The organism is Variovorax sp. Varisp53, assembly GCF_059491555.1.
In genome coordinates, this window is record NZ_CP168512.1 from 3,244,067 (window position 1) to 3,259,896 (window position 15,830).

The 15,830-nt window shown below is 65.3% G+C and carries 15 protein-coding genes; 7 read left to right on the top strand and 8 right to left on the bottom strand.

Annotation, left to right across the window (positions count from 1 at the left end):
• Nucleotides 1-6 precede the first annotated feature (6 nt).
• Nucleotides 7-1,293, top strand: coding sequence for an amidohydrolase family protein (locus tag ACEOAB_RS15160; RefSeq protein ID WP_056590646.1), 1,287 nt, complete (start codon nucleotides 7-9; stop codon nucleotides 1,291-1,293).
• A gap of 73 nt (nucleotides 1,294-1,366) precedes the next feature.
• On the top strand, nucleotides 1,367-2,251 hold the full coding sequence (locus ACEOAB_RS15165; RefSeq protein WP_495652944.1) for an alpha/beta hydrolase: 885 nt from the start codon (nucleotides 1,367-1,369) through the stop codon (nucleotides 2,249-2,251).
• On the opposite strand, the gene ACEOAB_RS15170 is transcribed toward ACEOAB_RS15165, so the two are convergent.
• Nucleotides 2,248-3,081, bottom strand: a complete 834-nt coding sequence (locus tag ACEOAB_RS15170; protein WP_413747900.1) for an NAD-dependent protein deacetylase — start codon at nucleotides 3,079-3,081, stop codon at nucleotides 2,248-2,250. The genes ACEOAB_RS15165 and ACEOAB_RS15170 overlap by 4 nt on opposite strands.
• Before the next feature lie 69 nt (nucleotides 3,082-3,150).
• Between ACEOAB_RS15170 and ACEOAB_RS15175 the strand changes: the two genes are divergently transcribed.
• Nucleotides 3,151-4,128, top strand: a complete 978-nt coding sequence (locus ACEOAB_RS15175) for a Bug family tripartite tricarboxylate transporter substrate binding protein (protein ID WP_056590655.1) — start codon at nucleotides 3,151-3,153, stop codon at nucleotides 4,126-4,128.
• A 55-nt stretch (nucleotides 4,129-4,183) separates the two neighbouring features.
• Here the strand turns inward: ACEOAB_RS15175 and sbcB are convergent, their stop codons facing one another.
• From sbcB to icd, 5 genes are all read right to left on the bottom strand, one after another.
• Nucleotides 4,184-5,623 carry an exodeoxyribonuclease I gene (sbcB, locus tag ACEOAB_RS15180; RefSeq protein ID WP_413747901.1) on the bottom strand — a complete coding sequence of 480 codons (1,440 nt, stop codon included), beginning with the start codon at nucleotides 5,621-5,623 and terminating at the stop codon, nucleotides 4,184-4,186.
• Nucleotides 5,624-7,069, bottom strand: a complete 1,446-nt coding sequence (cls, locus tag ACEOAB_RS15185; protein ID WP_413747902.1) for a cardiolipin synthase — start codon at nucleotides 7,067-7,069, stop codon at nucleotides 5,624-5,626.
• Nucleotides 7,070-7,174: 105 nt separating this feature from the next.
• Nucleotides 7,175-9,496, bottom strand: a complete 2,322-nt coding sequence (gene clpA, locus ACEOAB_RS15190) for an ATP-dependent Clp protease ATP-binding subunit ClpA (protein WP_007838831.1) — start codon at nucleotides 9,494-9,496, stop codon at nucleotides 7,175-7,177.
• Between the two features lie 67 nt (nucleotides 9,497-9,563).
• Nucleotides 9,564-9,923, bottom strand: a complete 360-nt coding sequence (clpS, locus tag ACEOAB_RS15195; protein ID WP_042674481.1) for an ATP-dependent Clp protease adapter ClpS — start codon at nucleotides 9,921-9,923, stop codon at nucleotides 9,564-9,566.
• Nucleotides 9,924-10,151: 228 nt separating this feature from the next.
• A complete protein-coding gene (gene icd / locus ACEOAB_RS15200; RefSeq protein WP_413747903.1) occupies nucleotides 10,152-11,411 on the bottom strand; it encodes an NADP-dependent isocitrate dehydrogenase in 1,260 nt (419 codons plus the stop codon).
• Between the two features lie 219 nt (nucleotides 11,412-11,630).
• On the opposite strand from icd, the gene ACEOAB_RS15205 reads away from it, so the two are divergent.
• From ACEOAB_RS15205 to ACEOAB_RS15215, 3 genes are all read left to right on the top strand, one after another.
• Nucleotides 11,631-11,954, top strand: coding sequence for a cell envelope biogenesis protein TolA (locus ACEOAB_RS15205; protein WP_413331505.1), 324 nt, complete (start codon nucleotides 11,631-11,633; stop codon nucleotides 11,952-11,954).
• 155 nt (nucleotides 11,955-12,109) lie between these two features.
• Nucleotides 12,110-12,310 carry a hypothetical protein gene (locus ACEOAB_RS15210; protein WP_056590677.1) on the top strand — a complete coding sequence of 67 codons (201 nt, stop codon included), beginning with the start codon at nucleotides 12,110-12,112 and terminating at the stop codon, nucleotides 12,308-12,310.
• A gap of 90 nt (nucleotides 12,311-12,400) precedes the next feature.
• Entirely contained in the window at nucleotides 12,401-12,859 is a 459-nt protein-coding gene (locus ACEOAB_RS15215; RefSeq protein ID WP_413747904.1) for a DUF192 domain-containing protein, read from the top strand.
• A 68-nt stretch (nucleotides 12,860-12,927) separates the two neighbouring features.
• On the opposite strand, the gene ACEOAB_RS15220 is transcribed toward ACEOAB_RS15215, so the two are convergent.
• On the bottom strand, nucleotides 12,928-13,509 hold the full coding sequence (locus tag ACEOAB_RS15220; protein WP_413747905.1) for a superoxide dismutase: 582 nt from the start codon (nucleotides 13,507-13,509) through the stop codon (nucleotides 12,928-12,930).
• A 49-nt stretch (nucleotides 13,510-13,558) separates the two neighbouring features.
• The gene (gene xseA / locus ACEOAB_RS15225; RefSeq protein WP_413747906.1) at nucleotides 13,559-14,872 is read right to left on the bottom strand and encodes an exodeoxyribonuclease VII large subunit; all 1,314 of its coding nucleotides are present in this window, start codon (nucleotides 14,870-14,872) and stop codon (nucleotides 13,559-13,561) included.
• 315 nt (nucleotides 14,873-15,187) lie between these two features.
• Here xseA and ACEOAB_RS15230 point away from each other — a divergent pair, with 315 nt between their 5' ends.
• Nucleotides 15,188-15,820 (top strand): MotA/TolQ/ExbB proton channel family protein, encoded by a 633-nt coding sequence (locus ACEOAB_RS15230; RefSeq protein WP_042674017.1) that lies wholly within the window; start codon nucleotides 15,188-15,190, stop codon nucleotides 15,818-15,820.
• Nucleotides 15,821-15,830 lie beyond the last annotated feature (10 nt).

Sequence of the window (15,830 nt, forward strand, 5' to 3'; positions counted from 1 at the left end):
GCCACGATGCTCGACCTACTCATCACCAACGCCGCCCTCCCCGATGGCCGCACCGGCATGTCGATCGCCGTGCAGGGCGGGCGCATCGCCGAAGTCACCGCGGGCCTCGACGCACCGGCGCACGAGAAGCTCGATGCGCAGGGCCTCCTGCTCGCGCCCCATTTCGTCGACCCGCACTTCCACATGGACGCTACGCTGAGCTACGGCCTGCCGCGCGTCAACGAGAGCGGCACGCTGCTCGAAGGCATCGCGCTGTGGGGCGAGCTGAAGCCGCTGCTCACGGCCGACGCGCTCATCGAGCGCGCCCTGGCCTACTGCGACTGGGCCGTGGCCAAGGGGCTGCTGGCCATTCGCTCTCACGTCGACACCAGCGATCCGAGCCTGCTCGCAGTCGATGCGCTGCTCGAAGTCAAGCGCAAGGTGGCGCCCTACCTCGACCTGCAGCTGGTCGCCTTCCCGCAGGACGGGGTGCTGCGCTCGCACGGCGGCGTCGGAAACCTGGAGCGCGCGCTCGACAAGGGCGTGGACGTGGTCGGCGGCATTCCGCATTTCGAGCGCACCATGGCCGATGGCGCGGCCAGCGTGAAGCTTCTGTGCGAGATCGCCGCCCAGCGCGGCAAGCTGGTCGACATGCATTGCGACGAGTCGGACGACCCGCTCTCGCGCCACATCGAGACGCTGGCCTTCGAGGCGCAGCGCCTCGGCATGCAGGGCCGCGTGACGGGCTCGCACTGTACGTCGATGCACTCGATGGACAACTACTACGTGAGCAAGCTGCTGCCGCTGATCGCGCAGAGCGGCGTGGCCGTCGTCGCCAATCCGCTCATCAACATTACGCTGCAGGGCCGCCACGACACCTACCCCAAGCGCCGCGGCATGACGCGCGTGCCCGAGCTGATGGCCGCCGGCGTGAACGTCGCCTTCGGCCACGACTGCGTGATGGACCCGTGGTACGGCATGGGCTCGGGCGACATGCTCGAAGTGGCGCACATGGGCCTGCACGTGGCGCAGATGACGAGCCAGGACGGCATCCGCCAGTGCTTCGAAGCGGTGACGACCAATGCCGCGCGCGTGATGCACCTGCAGGGCTACGGCATCGAGGTCGGCTGCGACGCGAGCTTCGTGCTGCTGCAGGCGCGCGATGCGGTCGAGGCGATCCGGCTGCGCGCCGCGCGGCTCAAGGTGTTCCGCAAGGGCCGTCTGCTGGCCGAAACGCCTGCCGCCACGGCCAGCCTGCACCTCCCGGGCCGGGATGCATCGACGAGTTGGATGGCGCCGAAGCACGCCGGCTGAGCGCGGCGGTCAGCCCGGCAACAGGGCTGCAGCGCGAAAATCCGGCCTTCATCGGTTCACCAGGAGCCCTCTCATGAAACGTCTTGCACGGATCTGCGCGGCCTGGCTGCTGGCGCTGGCGTTCTCGCCGGCCATCGCGCAGCAACCCGGCGGCGAAACGGCCACGCCGCCCGCCGGCGTGCGCCTGCTGGCCAACCAGCCCTACGGCCCCGATCCGCGCCAGCGCATGGACGTCTACCTGCCGCCGAACGTGCAGCAAGGTGCGCCGGTGCTCGTGATGGTCCACGGCGGGGCCTGGATGTTCGGCGACAAGGCGGCCGCGTCGGTGGTGAACCAGAAGATCGAACACTGGGTGCGCGGACAAGGCTTCATCCTCGTTTCGGTGAGCTACCGCTTCGTGCCGCAGGTCGACGTGATGCAGCAGGCGCAGGACGTGGCGCGTGCCATCGCCACCGCGCAGGCGAGCGCGTCGTCGTGGGGCGGCGACGCCGGCCGCTTCGTGCTCATGGGCCATTCGGCCGGCGCGCACCTTGTCGCATTGCTCAGCGCATCGCTTTCCATCGCCCGGCGGCAAGGTGCCCGCCCCTGGCTCGGCGCCGTGGCACTCGACAGCGCCGCGCTCGACACGGTCGGACTGATGCGGCGCCGCCACATGCCCTTCTACGACCGCGTGTTCGGCAACGATCCCGCCTTCTGGCGCACCGTGTCGCCTACCGATGCCCTTGCGCCCGGCGCGCCGCCGATGCTGCTGGTGTGCTCCACCCAGCGCCGCGACGGCTCGTGCACGCAGGCCCGGCAGTTCGCGGTGCGCATCGGCGCAACCGGTGGCCGTGCGGAAGTGGCGCCGGAAGATCTTTCGCATGCACAGATCAATTCCGAACTGGGGCTGCCCGGCGCCTACACCGCGGAGGTGGATGCCTTCGTCCGCTCCCTGATCAGCACGTCCAGCCGGAGCTAGGCAAGCTGCTGCGCCAGCGCCGTCAGCGCCTCGCCGACGGGGCGCTCGACCTTCAGCGAAAGCAGCGCGTCGGCCCGCGTGCGCCCCAGGTTCACCGCCGCCACCGGCTTGCCCGCCGCGGCCGCCGCCTGCACGAAGCGGAAGCCCGAATAGACCATCAGCGACGAGCCGGCCACGAGCACCGCGTCGGCCTCTTCCAGCGCGGCGAAGGCGGCGGTGACGCGCTCCTTCGGCACGCTCTCGCCGAAGAACACCACGTCGGGCTTGAGCAGGCCGCCGCAGTGCGAGCAGGCGGGCACGTCGAAGTTGGAGAAATCGCGGCCTTCGAGGTCGGCGTCGCCGTCCGGCGCGGCGCGGGCTTCCAGTTCGGCCCAGCGCGGATTGCGGCGCCGCAGTTCGAGCTGCAGTTCTGCGCGCGGCGTGCGCCGCTCGCAGCCCATACAGCGCACGGTGTCGATGCGCCCATGCAGGTCGATGGCGCCCTGGCTGCCGGCTGCTTCATGCAGGCCATCGACGTTCTGCGTGAGCAGCAGGCCCACGCGGCCCGCGTCTCCGAGCCGTGCCAATGCGCGGTGCGCTGCGCCGGGCCGTGCTCCCGCCATGGTCGGCCAGCCGATCAGGCTGCGCGCCCAGTAGCGCTTGCGCGTGGATTCCTCGCCCATGAAGGCCTGGTAGGTGACGGGTGACGGGCGCTTCCATTCGCCATCCACGTCGCGGTAGTCGGGAATGCCCGAATCGGTGCTGCAGCCCGCGCCGGTGAGCACGAAGAGCTTGCGGTGGCGTGTGGCGAAGTCGGCGAGCGCATCGTGCGGGGCTGGGGTGGCGGGCATCCGGCCAGCATAAGCCGGCGGCCCGATTCCTGCTAAAGGCCTCATTCTTATCCGTCAGCGGAGAATGCCATGCCACACCTTCATCCCACGCGCCGCGGCGCGCTGCAGATTCTTGCCGCAGGCGTCGCCTCGGCCGCCCTTCCCGCCTTCGCCCAATGGCCCGACAGGGCGATCAAGATCATCGTGACCTTTCCGCCGGGCGGCTCCAGTGACGTGCTGGCGCGCGTGATGGCCGAGCAGCTCGCGAAGAAGCTCGGACAGCCCGTGGTGGTCGACAACAAGCCAGGTGCCGGCGGCACCATCGGCGGCGCGCAGGTGGCGGCGTCGCCGGCCGATGGCTACACGCTGATGCTTTCGAACACCACGCCGATCGCGCTCGGACCGTTCACGCTCGACAAGCTGCCATACGACCCGGTGACGGGCTTCACGCACGTCGCCTACCTGGGCGCGGCGCCGCTGGTGATCATGGCGAGCAAGCAGTCGGGCCTGAAGAGCTATGCCGACCTGGAGGCGATGGCGCGCAAGGAAGGCCGCCTGGACTTCGGCTCGGGCGGCCCGGGCTCCATCGGTCACATCCACGGCGAGCTGCTGAAGAAGATCACCGGGCTCAACATGGTGCACGTGCCCTATCGCGGCGGTGCACCGATGAGCACCGACCTGATCGCCAACACCATTCCGGTGGGCATCGACGTCATCACCTCGTACGTGCCCTTCTTCAAGGGCGGCCAGCTGGTGCCGCTCGCGGTGACGGGGGCGCAGCGCTCGCCGCTGATGCCCGATGTGCCGACGATGGTCGAGCTGCATCAGCCGAAGCTGGTACTCGAGAACTTCTTCGGCCTGTCGGGCCCCGCCAAGCTGCCGGCGGACGTTGTGACCCGGCTCAACGCCGCCTGCAACGAAGTGCTGGTCATGCCCGAAATCCAGAAGAAGCTGACCGAGCTGGGCATCGTCGCCAAGCCGGAATCGGTGGCCGCGTTCAACGGCTTCGTCAAGGAACAGGTCGATGTGCTGGGGCCGACGGTCAAGGCCGCCGGCATCAAGCTCTAGAGCAGAGTTCGGTGTTGTTCGTCAGGCTCATGGGCTGTGCGCTCGGGTGTTTCGCTCAGGCCTCTGGCGCGATGGCCTCGGCATATTCGTAGAGCGCGCCGAGGATTTCCTCTCCGCGCTCGTCGGCGTTTTCGGAGAGCGCGTCAACCTCGCTGAACAGCATCTCGATGGTGCGCGCCCCGCCCTCGCCCTTGAAGAGCTTGGCCACGCGCAGGGTCTCCCAGCGCTCGGCTTCTTCCTCGTTCAGCAATTCGGGCCAGTTGCGCGCGCGGTAGCGGAACAGGATCTCGTCGAGCCGGCCGTCATCGAAGCCCGTGCGGTCCTTGGCCAGCTCTTCGGGCGACAGATTGCGCAGCTGGTTCAGGCGCCGCCGGTCGGCGTTGCCGACGAAGCCACCGTAGAGGTCTTCGTCGACGTCGGGCGTGGCCTCCTTGGGCCGGGCGTAAACCTGCGACCAGATGGCGCTCATGTCGGGCAGGTCGCGTGCGATCGCGGCGTGGCGCATGGCAGTGTCGAGATCGACACCCCAGCGCCCCGCCATGGCCGGCGCGAGCGTGCGCAGGTTGCCGACCACCATCGGCGACTTGTTGAGGTGGATGCCCTTCATGGGCAGGCGCACGACGCCTTCGGGCAGGTCGGCCGTGCGGGTGAAGAGGCGCAGCCGCAGGGTCTCGACGTCGATGTCGCGCAGCTCGCTCGGGTCGTGGGCCAGGTCCCAGGCCAGCAGTTCGTTCTTGTTGGTGGGATGGCTGGCCAGCGGCCACATCACGGCCAGGCAGCCGCGCTCGACCGGGAACATGCCCGACACGTGCAGGAAGGGCTTTGCCGTCTCGCGCATCGCGGGCAGGCCGAGTTCGCTGGCAACGCGGTCCTTCTTGTGCAGGCCGAAGGCGAAGTCGAACAGCTTGGGTTGCCTGTCGCGGATCAGCCGAGCCAACGCGATGGTGGCACGCACGTCGGACAGCGCATCGTGCGCCGATTCGTGCAGCAGGCCGTTGGCGCGCGCCAGGTCCTCGAGCTTGAAGCTGGGCTTGCCGTCTTCCTTCTTCGGCCACTCGATGCCGTCGGGGCGCAGCGCGTAGGTGAGGCGCACCACGTCGAGCAGGTCCCAGCGGCCGCAATCATTCTGCCATTCGCGCGCGTACGGGTCGATCAGGTTGCGCCAGAACAGGAAGCGCGTGACCTCGTCGTCGAAGCGGATGGTGTTGTAGCCCACGCCGATGGTGCCGGGCTGCGAGAAGGCGCGCTCGATGTGCGCGGCGAATTCATGCTCGGGAATGCCGCGCTCCAGGCACACCTGCGGCGTGATGCCGGTGATGAGGCAGGCCTCGGGGCTGGGCAGGTAGTCCGGCGCGGGCTTGCAGTAGATCATCAGCGGCTCGCCGACTTCGTTGAGCTCGGCATCGGTGCGGATGGCCGCGAACTGCGAGGGCCGGTCGCGGCGGGGCACCGCGCCGAAGGTTTCGTAGTCGTGCCAGAGAAAGGTGTGGTTCATTCAGAGCAAGGGTGAAAACAGGCGGGCGATGGCATCGCCGAGGCGAATCCGGAAATTCTGTGGCCGGTGGGCACGCACCGCGCCGGAACTGTGCAGGTCGGTCTCGAACTGCGCCGCCAGCGGCCGGGCCAGTTCCGGACCATAAACCACCGCGCACACCTCGAAGTTGAGGCGGAAGCTGCGGTTGTCGAAATTCGCGGTGCCGATCATCGCGCAATGGTCGTCGACCACCAGAGTCTTGGAGTGCAGCATGCGCGCCTTGTACTCCCACACCTTCACGCCGGCTGCGATCAGTTCGTCGAAATACGAGCGCGCCGCCGCGCTCACGATGGCCGAGTCGCTGCGGCGCGGCACTAGCAGGCGCACATCGACGCCGCGCAGCGCGGCGCTGGTGAGCGCCATCAGCGCGGGCTCGCCCGGCACGAAGTACGGCGTGGTGAGCCACGCGCGGTGCGTGGCCGAATGGATGGCCTCGACGTGCATGCGGTGGATGGCCTCCATTGCGTTGTCGGGGCCGCTGGTGACGATCTGCACCGGGATGTTGCCAGCCTCCAGCTGCGGCAACATGGCGTTCATGACATCGTCCATGCCACGCGGGTCTTCGCCGGTGGCGTAGGTCCAATCTTCGAGGAAGGTGGTCTGCAGCCAGCGCACGGCGCTGCCCTCGATGCGCAGGTGCACGTCGTGGTACGCATCGGGCCGGGTGCGCTTGTCTTCCTCATCGGTGATGTTCACGCCGCCCGTGAAGCCCACGCGACCGTCGCACACCACGATCTTGCGGTGGGTGCGGTAGTTGGTCACGGGGCGCAGGCGGCGGCCGATCTTGGTGTCGTGGAACAGCGCCACCTTGACGCCCGCCTCGTGCAGCGGCGCCATGAACTTGCGGCCGACGCGCTTGGAGCCCAGTGCGTCGATCAGCAAGCGCACCGTCACGCCCTGCTTCGCGCGCTCGACCAGCAGGTCGCGCAGCGCGGTGCCGATCCTGTCGGGCTCGAAGATGTAGTACTCGAGGTGGACGTGGTTCCGTGCGGCGCGCACGGCCTCGAAGATCGCATCGAAGGTGCGCGCCCCGCCCGAGAGCAGTTCGACATCGACCGCGCTCGACACCGGCAGCCCGCAGGTCGCCGTGCCGAGCTTCGCCATCTGCTGCAGGGCCGGCGGTGCGTTCTGCGCCGCATCGCGCAGCCGCGCCACGTCGGCCTGGGCGAAGGCGCTGGCGCGGCTGCGCAGGCGCTTGAGCCGCTGCTTTCGCAGGCGCTGCGGCCCGAGGAAGTAATAGATGACGAAGCCCGCGAACGGCAGCAGCGCGAGCGACAGGATCCAGCTCATCGTCGACACCGGCGCGCGCTTCTGCATCACGATCCAGATCGACAGCACTGCGATGTAGCCGCTCCACGCAAGGGAGAGGCCGGTTTTCCATTCGTGGCTGAGTTCGGGGAGGATCAAGGCGAAGAAGCGGTTGGAATGGCTGTGCGATAGGGCTGGCCCAAAAGAAAAAGGCCGGTAGCGATGCTACCGGCCTTTGACTTCATTCCTGGAACCGCAGTGGGCTCAGCCTGCTGCTGCTTCCTCTGCTTCGGGCTTCTGCTTGCCTTCCTTCTTCGGAAGCGGCTGGATGTCGAGCAGCACTTCGTCCTTGTCGTCGAGGTCGACTTCGAGGCGACCGCCGTCGGTCAGACGACCAAACAGCAGTTCGTCGGCCAGCGCACGACGGATCGTGTCCTGGATCAGGCGCTGCATCGGGCGAGCGCCCATCAACGGATCGAAGCCCTTCTTCGCCAGGTGCTTGCGCAGCTTGTCGCTGAAGGTGACTTCCACCTTCTTCTCGCTGAGCTGCGTTTCCAGCTGGAGCAGGAACTTGTCGACCACGCGCAGGATGATGTTCTCGTCGAGCGCCTTGAAGTTGACGATGGCATCCAGCCGGTTGCGGAACTCGGGCGAGAACAGGCGCTTGATGTCGCCCATTTCGTCGCCCGCCTGGCGCGGGTTGGTGAAGCCGATGGTCGCCTTGTTCATGGTCTCGGCACCCGCATTCGTCGTCATGATGATGATGACGTTGCGGAAGTCGGCCTTGCGCCCGTTGTTGTCCGTCAGCGTACCGTGGTCCATGACCTGCAGCAGCACGTTGAAGATGTCCGGGTGCGCCTTCTCGATTTCGTCGAGCAGCAGCACCGAGTGTGGCTTCTTCGTGACGGCCTCGGTCAGCAGGCCACCCTGGTCGAACCCGACGTAGCCCGGAGGCGCGCCGATCAGACGGCTCACCGCATGGCGCTCCATGTACTCCGACATGTCGAAGCGGATCAGCTCGATGCCCATGATGTAGGCGAGCTGCTTCGCGGCTTCGGTCTTGCCGACGCCCGTGGGACCGGAGAACAGGAACGAGCCGATCGGCTTGTCGCCCTTGCCCAGGCCCGAACGCGCCATCTTGACCGCGGAGGCGAGCACTTCGAGCGCCTTGTCCTGGCCGAACACCACGCTCTTGAGGTCGCGCTCGATGGTCTGCAGCTTGCCGCGGTCGTCGTTGCTGACGTTGGCCGGGGGAATGCGCGCGATCTTCGCGACGATTTCCTCGACTTCCGTCTTGCTGATGGTCTTCTTGCGCTTGCTCGGCGGCAGGATGCGCTGGGCAGCACCGGCTTCGTCGATGACGTCGATCGCCTTGTCGGGCAGATGACGGTCATTGATGTACTTGGCGCTGAGCTCGGCCGCAGCCTGCAGGGCCGCCACCGCGTACTTCACGCCATGGTGCTCCTCGAAGCGCGACTTCAGGCCCTTGAGGATGTCGACGGTTTCCTGCACCGACGGCTCGACCACGTCGACCTTCTGGAAACGGCGCGACAGGGCCGCGTCTTTCTCGAAGATGCCGCGGTATTCCGTGAAGGTGGTCGCGCCGATGCACTTCAGCTGGCCGCTGGAAAGCGCCGGCTTCAGCAGGTTCGACGCATCGAGCGTGCCGCCCGAAGCCGCGCCCGCACCGATCAGGGTGTGGATTTCGTCGATGAACAGGATAGCGTTCGGCTTGTCCTTGAGCGACTTGAGCACGCCCTTCAGGCGCTGCTCGAAATCGCCGCGGTACTTGGTGCCGGCCAGCAGCGCGCCCATGTCGAGCGAGAACACGTTCGACTCGGCCAGGATTTCCGGCACGTCGCCCTGCGTGATGCGCCATGCAAGGCCCTCGGCGATGGCGGTCTTGCCCACACCGGCCTCGCCGACCAGCAGCGGATTGTTCTTGCGCCGGCGGCAGAGGATCTGGATGACGCGCTCGACCTCGTACTCGCGACCGATCAGCGGATCGATCTTGCCGTCCTTGGCCATCTGGTTGAGGTTCTGCGTGAACTGCTCGAGCGGCGATGCCTTCTCGTTGCGTTCGCCGCCGCCCTCCTCGCCCTCGCCCGAAGGTGCTTCACCGCTGCCCTTGACGGCTTCCGGCGGATCGCTCTTCTTGATGCCGTGGGCTATGAAGTTGACCACGTCGAGGCGGGTGACGCCCTGCTGGTGCAGGTAGTACACGGCATGCGAGTCCTTCTCGCCGAAGATCGCGACCAGCACGTTGGCACCGGTGACTTCCTTCTTGCCGTTGCCGGTGGACTGCACATGCATGATGGCGCGCTGGATCACGCGCTGGAAACCCAGCGTGGGCTGGGTGTCTACATCGTCGGTACCCGCCACCTGGGGCGTGTTGTCCTTGATGAAGTTGGTGAGCGACGCCCGCAGGTCGTCGACGTTGGCCGAGCAGGCGCGCAGAACTTCCGCGGCGCTCGGGTTGTCCAGCAAAGCGAGCAGCAGATGCTCCACGGTGATGAACTCGTGGCGCTGCTGCCGGGCCTCGACGAAGGCCATGTGCAAGCTGACTTCCAGTTCTTGGGCAATCATGTGATTTCCTTTTGCCTTGCTGTAAATAAGTTCTCAGATGGGTTGGAGCTTGCGCAATTCAACTGGTTCATGCAACAGGTTCACTGACGCATTGGAGTGGATGCCCGGCCTGCTGTGCGGCTTCCATCACCTGGTTGACCTTGGTGGCCGCCATGTCGCGGGAATAAACCCCACAGACGCCTCGGCCATCGAGGTGGATCTTGAGCATGATCTGGGTCGCGGTTTCGCGATCCTTGCTGAAATATTCCTGCAGCACGACGATCACGAACTCCATTGGCGTGTAGTCGTCGTTCAGCATCACCACCTGGTACATCTGGGGCGGCGCGGTTTTTTGCGGCCGGCGCTCCAGGACGACCGAATCCCCGTCATCCCCGGCCGGTTTTTGGGCCGGGGGGGTGCTGGGAGTTTTTGGAATTCTCGTTGCCATGAAAATGATTCTATAGAGCGTGCAAGCGCCGTGCCGGCGCAGGAAGACTTGGTGACGTGTATTCGACAAATCAAGGGTCTTGCCCCGTGAATGACGACGGAATTTCCGGAGAATTCGCGGGAAACGAGCTCAGGCGAGCACATGAATGAAAAAAGCCCCTGAACGCCTTTCGGGGGCTCAGGGGCTTGATGCTCGACGCCGGCAGGCATCGACGAGCAACCATGGCAATTACATGTGGTCGATCATCACCTGCCCGAATCCGGAGCAGCTCACCTGCGTGGCGCCCTCCATCAGGCGCGCGAAGTCATAGGTGACTTTCTTGCTGGCGATCGATTTCTCCATCGAGCTGATGATGAGGTCGGCGGCTTCCTTCCAGCCCATGTGCCGCAGCATCATTTCAGCCGAGAGGATTTCGGAACCGGGATTCACGTAGTCCTTGCCAGCGTACTTGGGTGCCGTGCCATGGGTGGCTTCGAACATGGCGACGGTGTCGCTGAGGTTCGCGCCCGGGGCGATACCGATGCCGCCGACCTGCGCGGCCAGTGCGTCGGACACGTAGTCGCCGTTCAGGTTGAGCGTAGCAATGACGCTGTACTCGGCAGGACGCAGCAGGATCTGCTGAAGGAAGGCGTCGGCAATGCTGTCCTTGACGGTGATTTCCTTGCCCGTCTTCGGGTTCTTGAACTTCATCCACGGCCCGCCGTCGATCAGTTCGGCGCCGAATTCCTTGGCGGCGAGGCCGTAGCCCCAGTCACGGAAGCCACCTTCGGTGAACTTCATGATGTTGCCCTTGTGCACCAGGGTGACGCTGGGCTTGTCGTTGTCGATGGCGTACTGGAACGCCTTGCGCACGAGACGCTCGGTACCTTCCCTCGACACGGGCTTGACGCCGATGCCCGAGGTATTGGGGAAGCGGATCTTCTTGACGCCCATTTCGTCCTGCAGGAACTTGATGAGCTTCTTCGCCTTGTCGCTCTCGGCTTCGAACTCGATGCCGGCGTAGATGTCTTCCGAGTTCTCGCGGAAGATCACCATGTTGGTCTTGTGCGGCTCGCGCACCGGGCTGGGCACGCCCTCGAAGTACTGGATGGGGCGCAGGCAGACATAAAGGTCGAGTTCCTGGCGCAGCGCGACATTCAGCGAGCGGATGCCGCCGCCGACGGGCGTGGTCAGCGGGCCCTTGATGGAAACCACATAGTCACGCACGGCGTGCAGCGTTTCCTCGGGGAGCCAGACATCGGGACCGTAGACCTTGGTCGACTTCTCGCCGGCATAGACCTCCATCCAGTGGATCTTTTTCTTGCCGCCGTAGGCCTTGGCCACCGCCGCATCCACCACTTTCAACATCACCGGGGTGATGTCCAGGCCAGTGCCGTCGCCTTCGATGAAGGGAATGACCGGTTGGTCAGGCACATTGAGCGAGTTGTCGGCGTTGACCGTGATCTTCTGGCCGTCGGTCGGGACTTTGATGTGCTGATAACTGGTCATGAGAGGGGATGGCTCCGGAATTGACGTAATTTTTGACGACTGTCAGCGAATTCAGACACGGGGTGGATTCGCTGTACAGACTGTGAACAAATCGCTGTACATTTTAGACGCAGCCCATCAGCAAGCGTTTGTCAACCGGCGAGCCAATGGGCTCGTTAGTGGCTGACCTTCTGCTCGCCGGGAGGCGTTTCCAACCAATTCTCGATAGAGGAATCATCAATGAGCAAAATTCTCGCAGTCATGATCGCTGGCCTGTTCGCCGCTGGCGCCTACGCCCAAAACCCGGCCGGTACGACGCCCGAACAAGGTAACGCCACCAACAGCAAGTCGCAGCAACGTGCTGAAGCCAAGAAGGCTGCCAAGCCCGCTGGCCAGGTCAAGGCTGCTGGCGGCGACGAAGCCAAGACGCCCGAAGGCGGCGCCATCGGCACCGACAAGGCTGCTGCCTCTGGCGAGAAGCGCGCTGAAACCCGCGACCAGCGTCGTCGCAACAAGGACGGCAGCATCAAGCGCAAGTCGACCCAAGGCGGCACCCCGCAGTAATTCGGCCTGCCTCCCAAAAAAAAGCGCTCTTCCGAGCGCTTTTTTTTTTGATCGAGGGAGCTGCGTGGCTGTCAACCGCGCGAAACGGCTTTCGTTGAATGTCTACCTTCCGCAGGGAGGGCAATCCAGATCAACGAATTTCAAAGGATATGTTCATGAACAAGCTGCTCGCAGCCCTGGTCGCCGGTCTCTTCGCCGTCGGTGCTTTCGCTCAACAAGCCGAACCCACGGCCGCTCCCGCCGCAGCCGCTCCCAAGGTGGCCAAGCACGCGCCCGCCAAGAAGCACGCCGCTGCCAAGAAGCACAAGGTTCGCCACGTGGCCAAGGCCCACACGGCTGCCGCCAAGAAGGTGTAAGCTTTCCAGCTCACCGGCAATGCCCGCATCAGCGGGCATTTTTATTGGTTACGGGCTGGGCTTCGCCCCGCTCTGAAAGAGTTGTCCCCGATGTTCCAGCGTCTCGCCGCCCTGCTCCTTGTGTCTGCGTCCTTCTTGATGCCGGCTCATGCCCAGCAGCAACCCCAGACCGACCTGCCACGCACGCAGTTGTCGGTCGGTCTGTACAAGATCGACGCGCAGATCGCGCAAACGCCCCTGCAGCGCGAAATCGGCCTGATGTTCCGCAAGGAAATGCCGCAGGCTGAAGGCATGATCTTCGTGTTCGAGCAGCCTGCAACGCAATGCTTCTGGATGCGCAACACGATCCTGCCGCTGACCGCTGCGTTCGTGGCCGATGACGGCCGCATCGTCAACCTGGTCGACATGCAGCCCATGACCGAGAACTCGCATTGCTCGCTGGAGCCGGTGCGCTACGTGCTCGAAATGAACCAGGGCTGGTTCGCCAAGAAGAACATCAAGAAGGGAGCCAAGCTCGGCGGCGAGTTGTTCGCAGCCGGCAAGCGCTGAGCATCTGCCGTCTCAAGCCCTCAAAAAAGCCGACCCATGGGTCGGCTTTTTGCTGGAGAAACCCGGGCTCAGCCGAAGTTCTTCGCCGCGAAGTCCCAGTTCGCCAGCTTGGCCAGGAAGGTCTCGACGAACTTCGGGCGCAGGTTGCGGTAGTCGATGTAGTAGGCGTGTTCCCACACGTCCACCGTCAGCACCGGGGTGTCGCCGGTGGTCAGCGGCGTGCCCGCAGCGCCCATGTTCACGATGTCCAGCGAGCCGTCGGCTTTCTTCACCAGCCACGTCCAGCCCGAGCCGAAGTTGCCCACGGCCGACTTCACGAAGGCTTCCTTGAACGCGTCGTAGCTGCCCCACTTGGCGTCGATGGCCTTGGCCAGGGCGCCGGTCGGAGCGCCGCCGCCCTGGGGCTTCATGCAGTTCCAGAAGAAGGTGTGGTTCCAGATCTGCGCGGCGTTGTTGTAGATGCCGCCGCTGGATTTCTTGACGATCTCCTCGAGCGTCATCGATTCGAATTCGGTGCCCTTCTGCAGGTTGTTGAGGTTCACCACGTAGGCGTTGTGGTGCTTGCCGTAGTGGTATTCGAGGGTTTCCTGCGAGTACTCGGGCGCCAGTGCGTCAAGAGCGTAAGGCAGGGGTGGGAGCACATGTTCCATGGTTTTTTCTCGTGGGTTGGTTGTAGGAATCAGCGATTCTAGGAAGTAATTACCGAGGCAGCGTCAGACGTGTGCCCGTTGCATCGCCTGGAGTGACGGTCAGGTCGACCTCGCCATCGGCAAGCCGCGCCTTGACGGCGTCGCCCGCCGCCAGTTGCGTTGCACTGACGATCGCATGACCGTCTGTGTCGGTCAGCCACGCATAGCCGCGTTGCAAGACCAGGGCCGGGTCGAGCAGCCGCAAACGCAGGGCCATGCGCTCCAGGCGCTCGCGACGCTGAACCAGTGCACGCCCCAGCCGCAAGGGAAAGTCGGCCGCTATCGACCGCGGCGTCTGCGACAGGCGCTCCCGTCTCGACAGCACCGCATACCGCAGGCGCTGCGCATGATGCGCCAATCGGAGCTGCTGCCGCGCCACGAGGCTCGAGGGGCGGCCCAGGCGTCCCGCGGCCTGGTCGATGCGCTGCCCGAGCGCGTCGATGCGCCCACCCAGCGCATCGCCGAGCCGCTCGTCGAGCAGATCGAGTGCACCGAGCCACAGGTCGCGCGGCGCGCTCACCAGTTCTGCCGCGGCCGTCGGCGTGGGCGCGCGCAGGTCGGCGCAGAAATCGGCGATGGTGAAGTCGGTTTCGTGGCCCACGCCGCTGATCAGCGGCACCGGGCTCTGCACGATGGTGCGCGCCAGCGTCTCGTCGTTGAAAGCCCAGAGGTCTTCGATGGAGCCACCGCCACGCACCAGCAGGATCACGTCCACGGCAGGTTCGAGGCGGTAGAGCGACTGCAACGCCCGCACCAGTTCGGCTGGTGCGCCGGCTCCCTGCACTGCCGCCGGTGCGAGCACGACCGGAATGTGCGGAACACGCCTTCGCAGCGCCGTCACCACGTCGTGCAAGGCCGCCGCGCCCAACGACGTGACGATACCGACCGCCCGCGGCATGGCCGGCAACGTCCGCTTGCGCGCCGGGTCGAACAGGCCTTCGGCTTCCAGGCGTGCCTTGCGCTGCATGAACTGCTCGAACAGGGCGCCCTGCCCGGCTCGCCGCAAGCTCTCGACCACCAGTTGCAGATCGCCGCGAGGCTCATACACCGCAAGGCGCCCACGCACTTCGACCTGATCGCCATCACGCGGCGAAAAGTCGAGCAAACCGGCAGCGCGGCGGAACATCGCGCAGCGCAGCTGGCCGGACTCGTCCTTGAGCGAGAAGTAACAATGTCCACTTGAGGCCCGCGAGAAGCCGGAAATTTCGCCCCGCACCGCGACCGGATTGAAGCGCGCGTCGAGTGCGTCGGCCACCGCCCGGCACAACGCACCGACGGCCCAGATACGCGGCCCGGGCGCGGAGTTCGATTCACGCAAGTTCACAGAATGCACGCTCGGCCGGATGCCACTCGTCCACAACAGGCCGCAAGCGGCCCCGCGTCAGCCCCTGGAGCGAGGAAAACGCACGGTTTCTCGTGCAAGCCGTTGATTTCATTAAAAAAAGTGCTGCTCAAAATTCAGTCGATCTAGCAGAAAGGCCGCCCCATGCGGGCCCGGACGAGTTGCGTAGCGGGTTAATCACAAAGTTATCCACAGAATCTGTGCGTCCTTGCCGACACAAAAACAAGGTGCGTGCCGATGGTGGGCTCAGTGGATAATCGCCGCGCATTTGCAGTCTACGGGCCGGAGGATTTTTTCTTGTTTTCCATCATAGTTGCCGCGGGTTGGCCAATCTGGCCCTTGCTCGCTTGTTCGGTCATTGCGCTCGCGCTGGTTATAGAACGTTTCACGAGTCTGAAGACCGTGAGGGTACTTCCGCCGAAGCTGCTCGACGAAACCATCACCGTGTCGCACGGGGCCATTCCCGGCCCGGACATCGTGACCAAACTTGAACGCAACTCGATGCTCGGCCAGGTGCTGGCCGCCGGCCTGCGTGCGCTGAACGCCAATCCGCGCTGTACCGAAGACGATCTGCGTGCCGCCATGGAGGCCTCGGGCCGCACGGTGGCGCACAAGCTGGAGCGCTACCTGCCGGCGCTGGCCACCATCGCCTCGGCCGCCCCGCTGCTGGGGCTGCTGGGCACGGTGATCGGCATGATCGAGATCTTCGGCTCGCAGTCGCCGGGCAGCGGCGCTGTCGGCTCGGGCAACCCGGCCCAGCTGGCGCACGGCATCTCGATCGCGCTCTACAACACCGCCTTCGGCCTGATCGTGGCCATTCCGACGCTGATCTTCTGGCGCTACTTCCGCAGCCGCGTCGACGAATACCTGCTGAACCTCGAACTGTCCGGCGAGCGCTTCGCCCGCCACCTGAACGCACTGCGCAAATGACCCGCGGCCG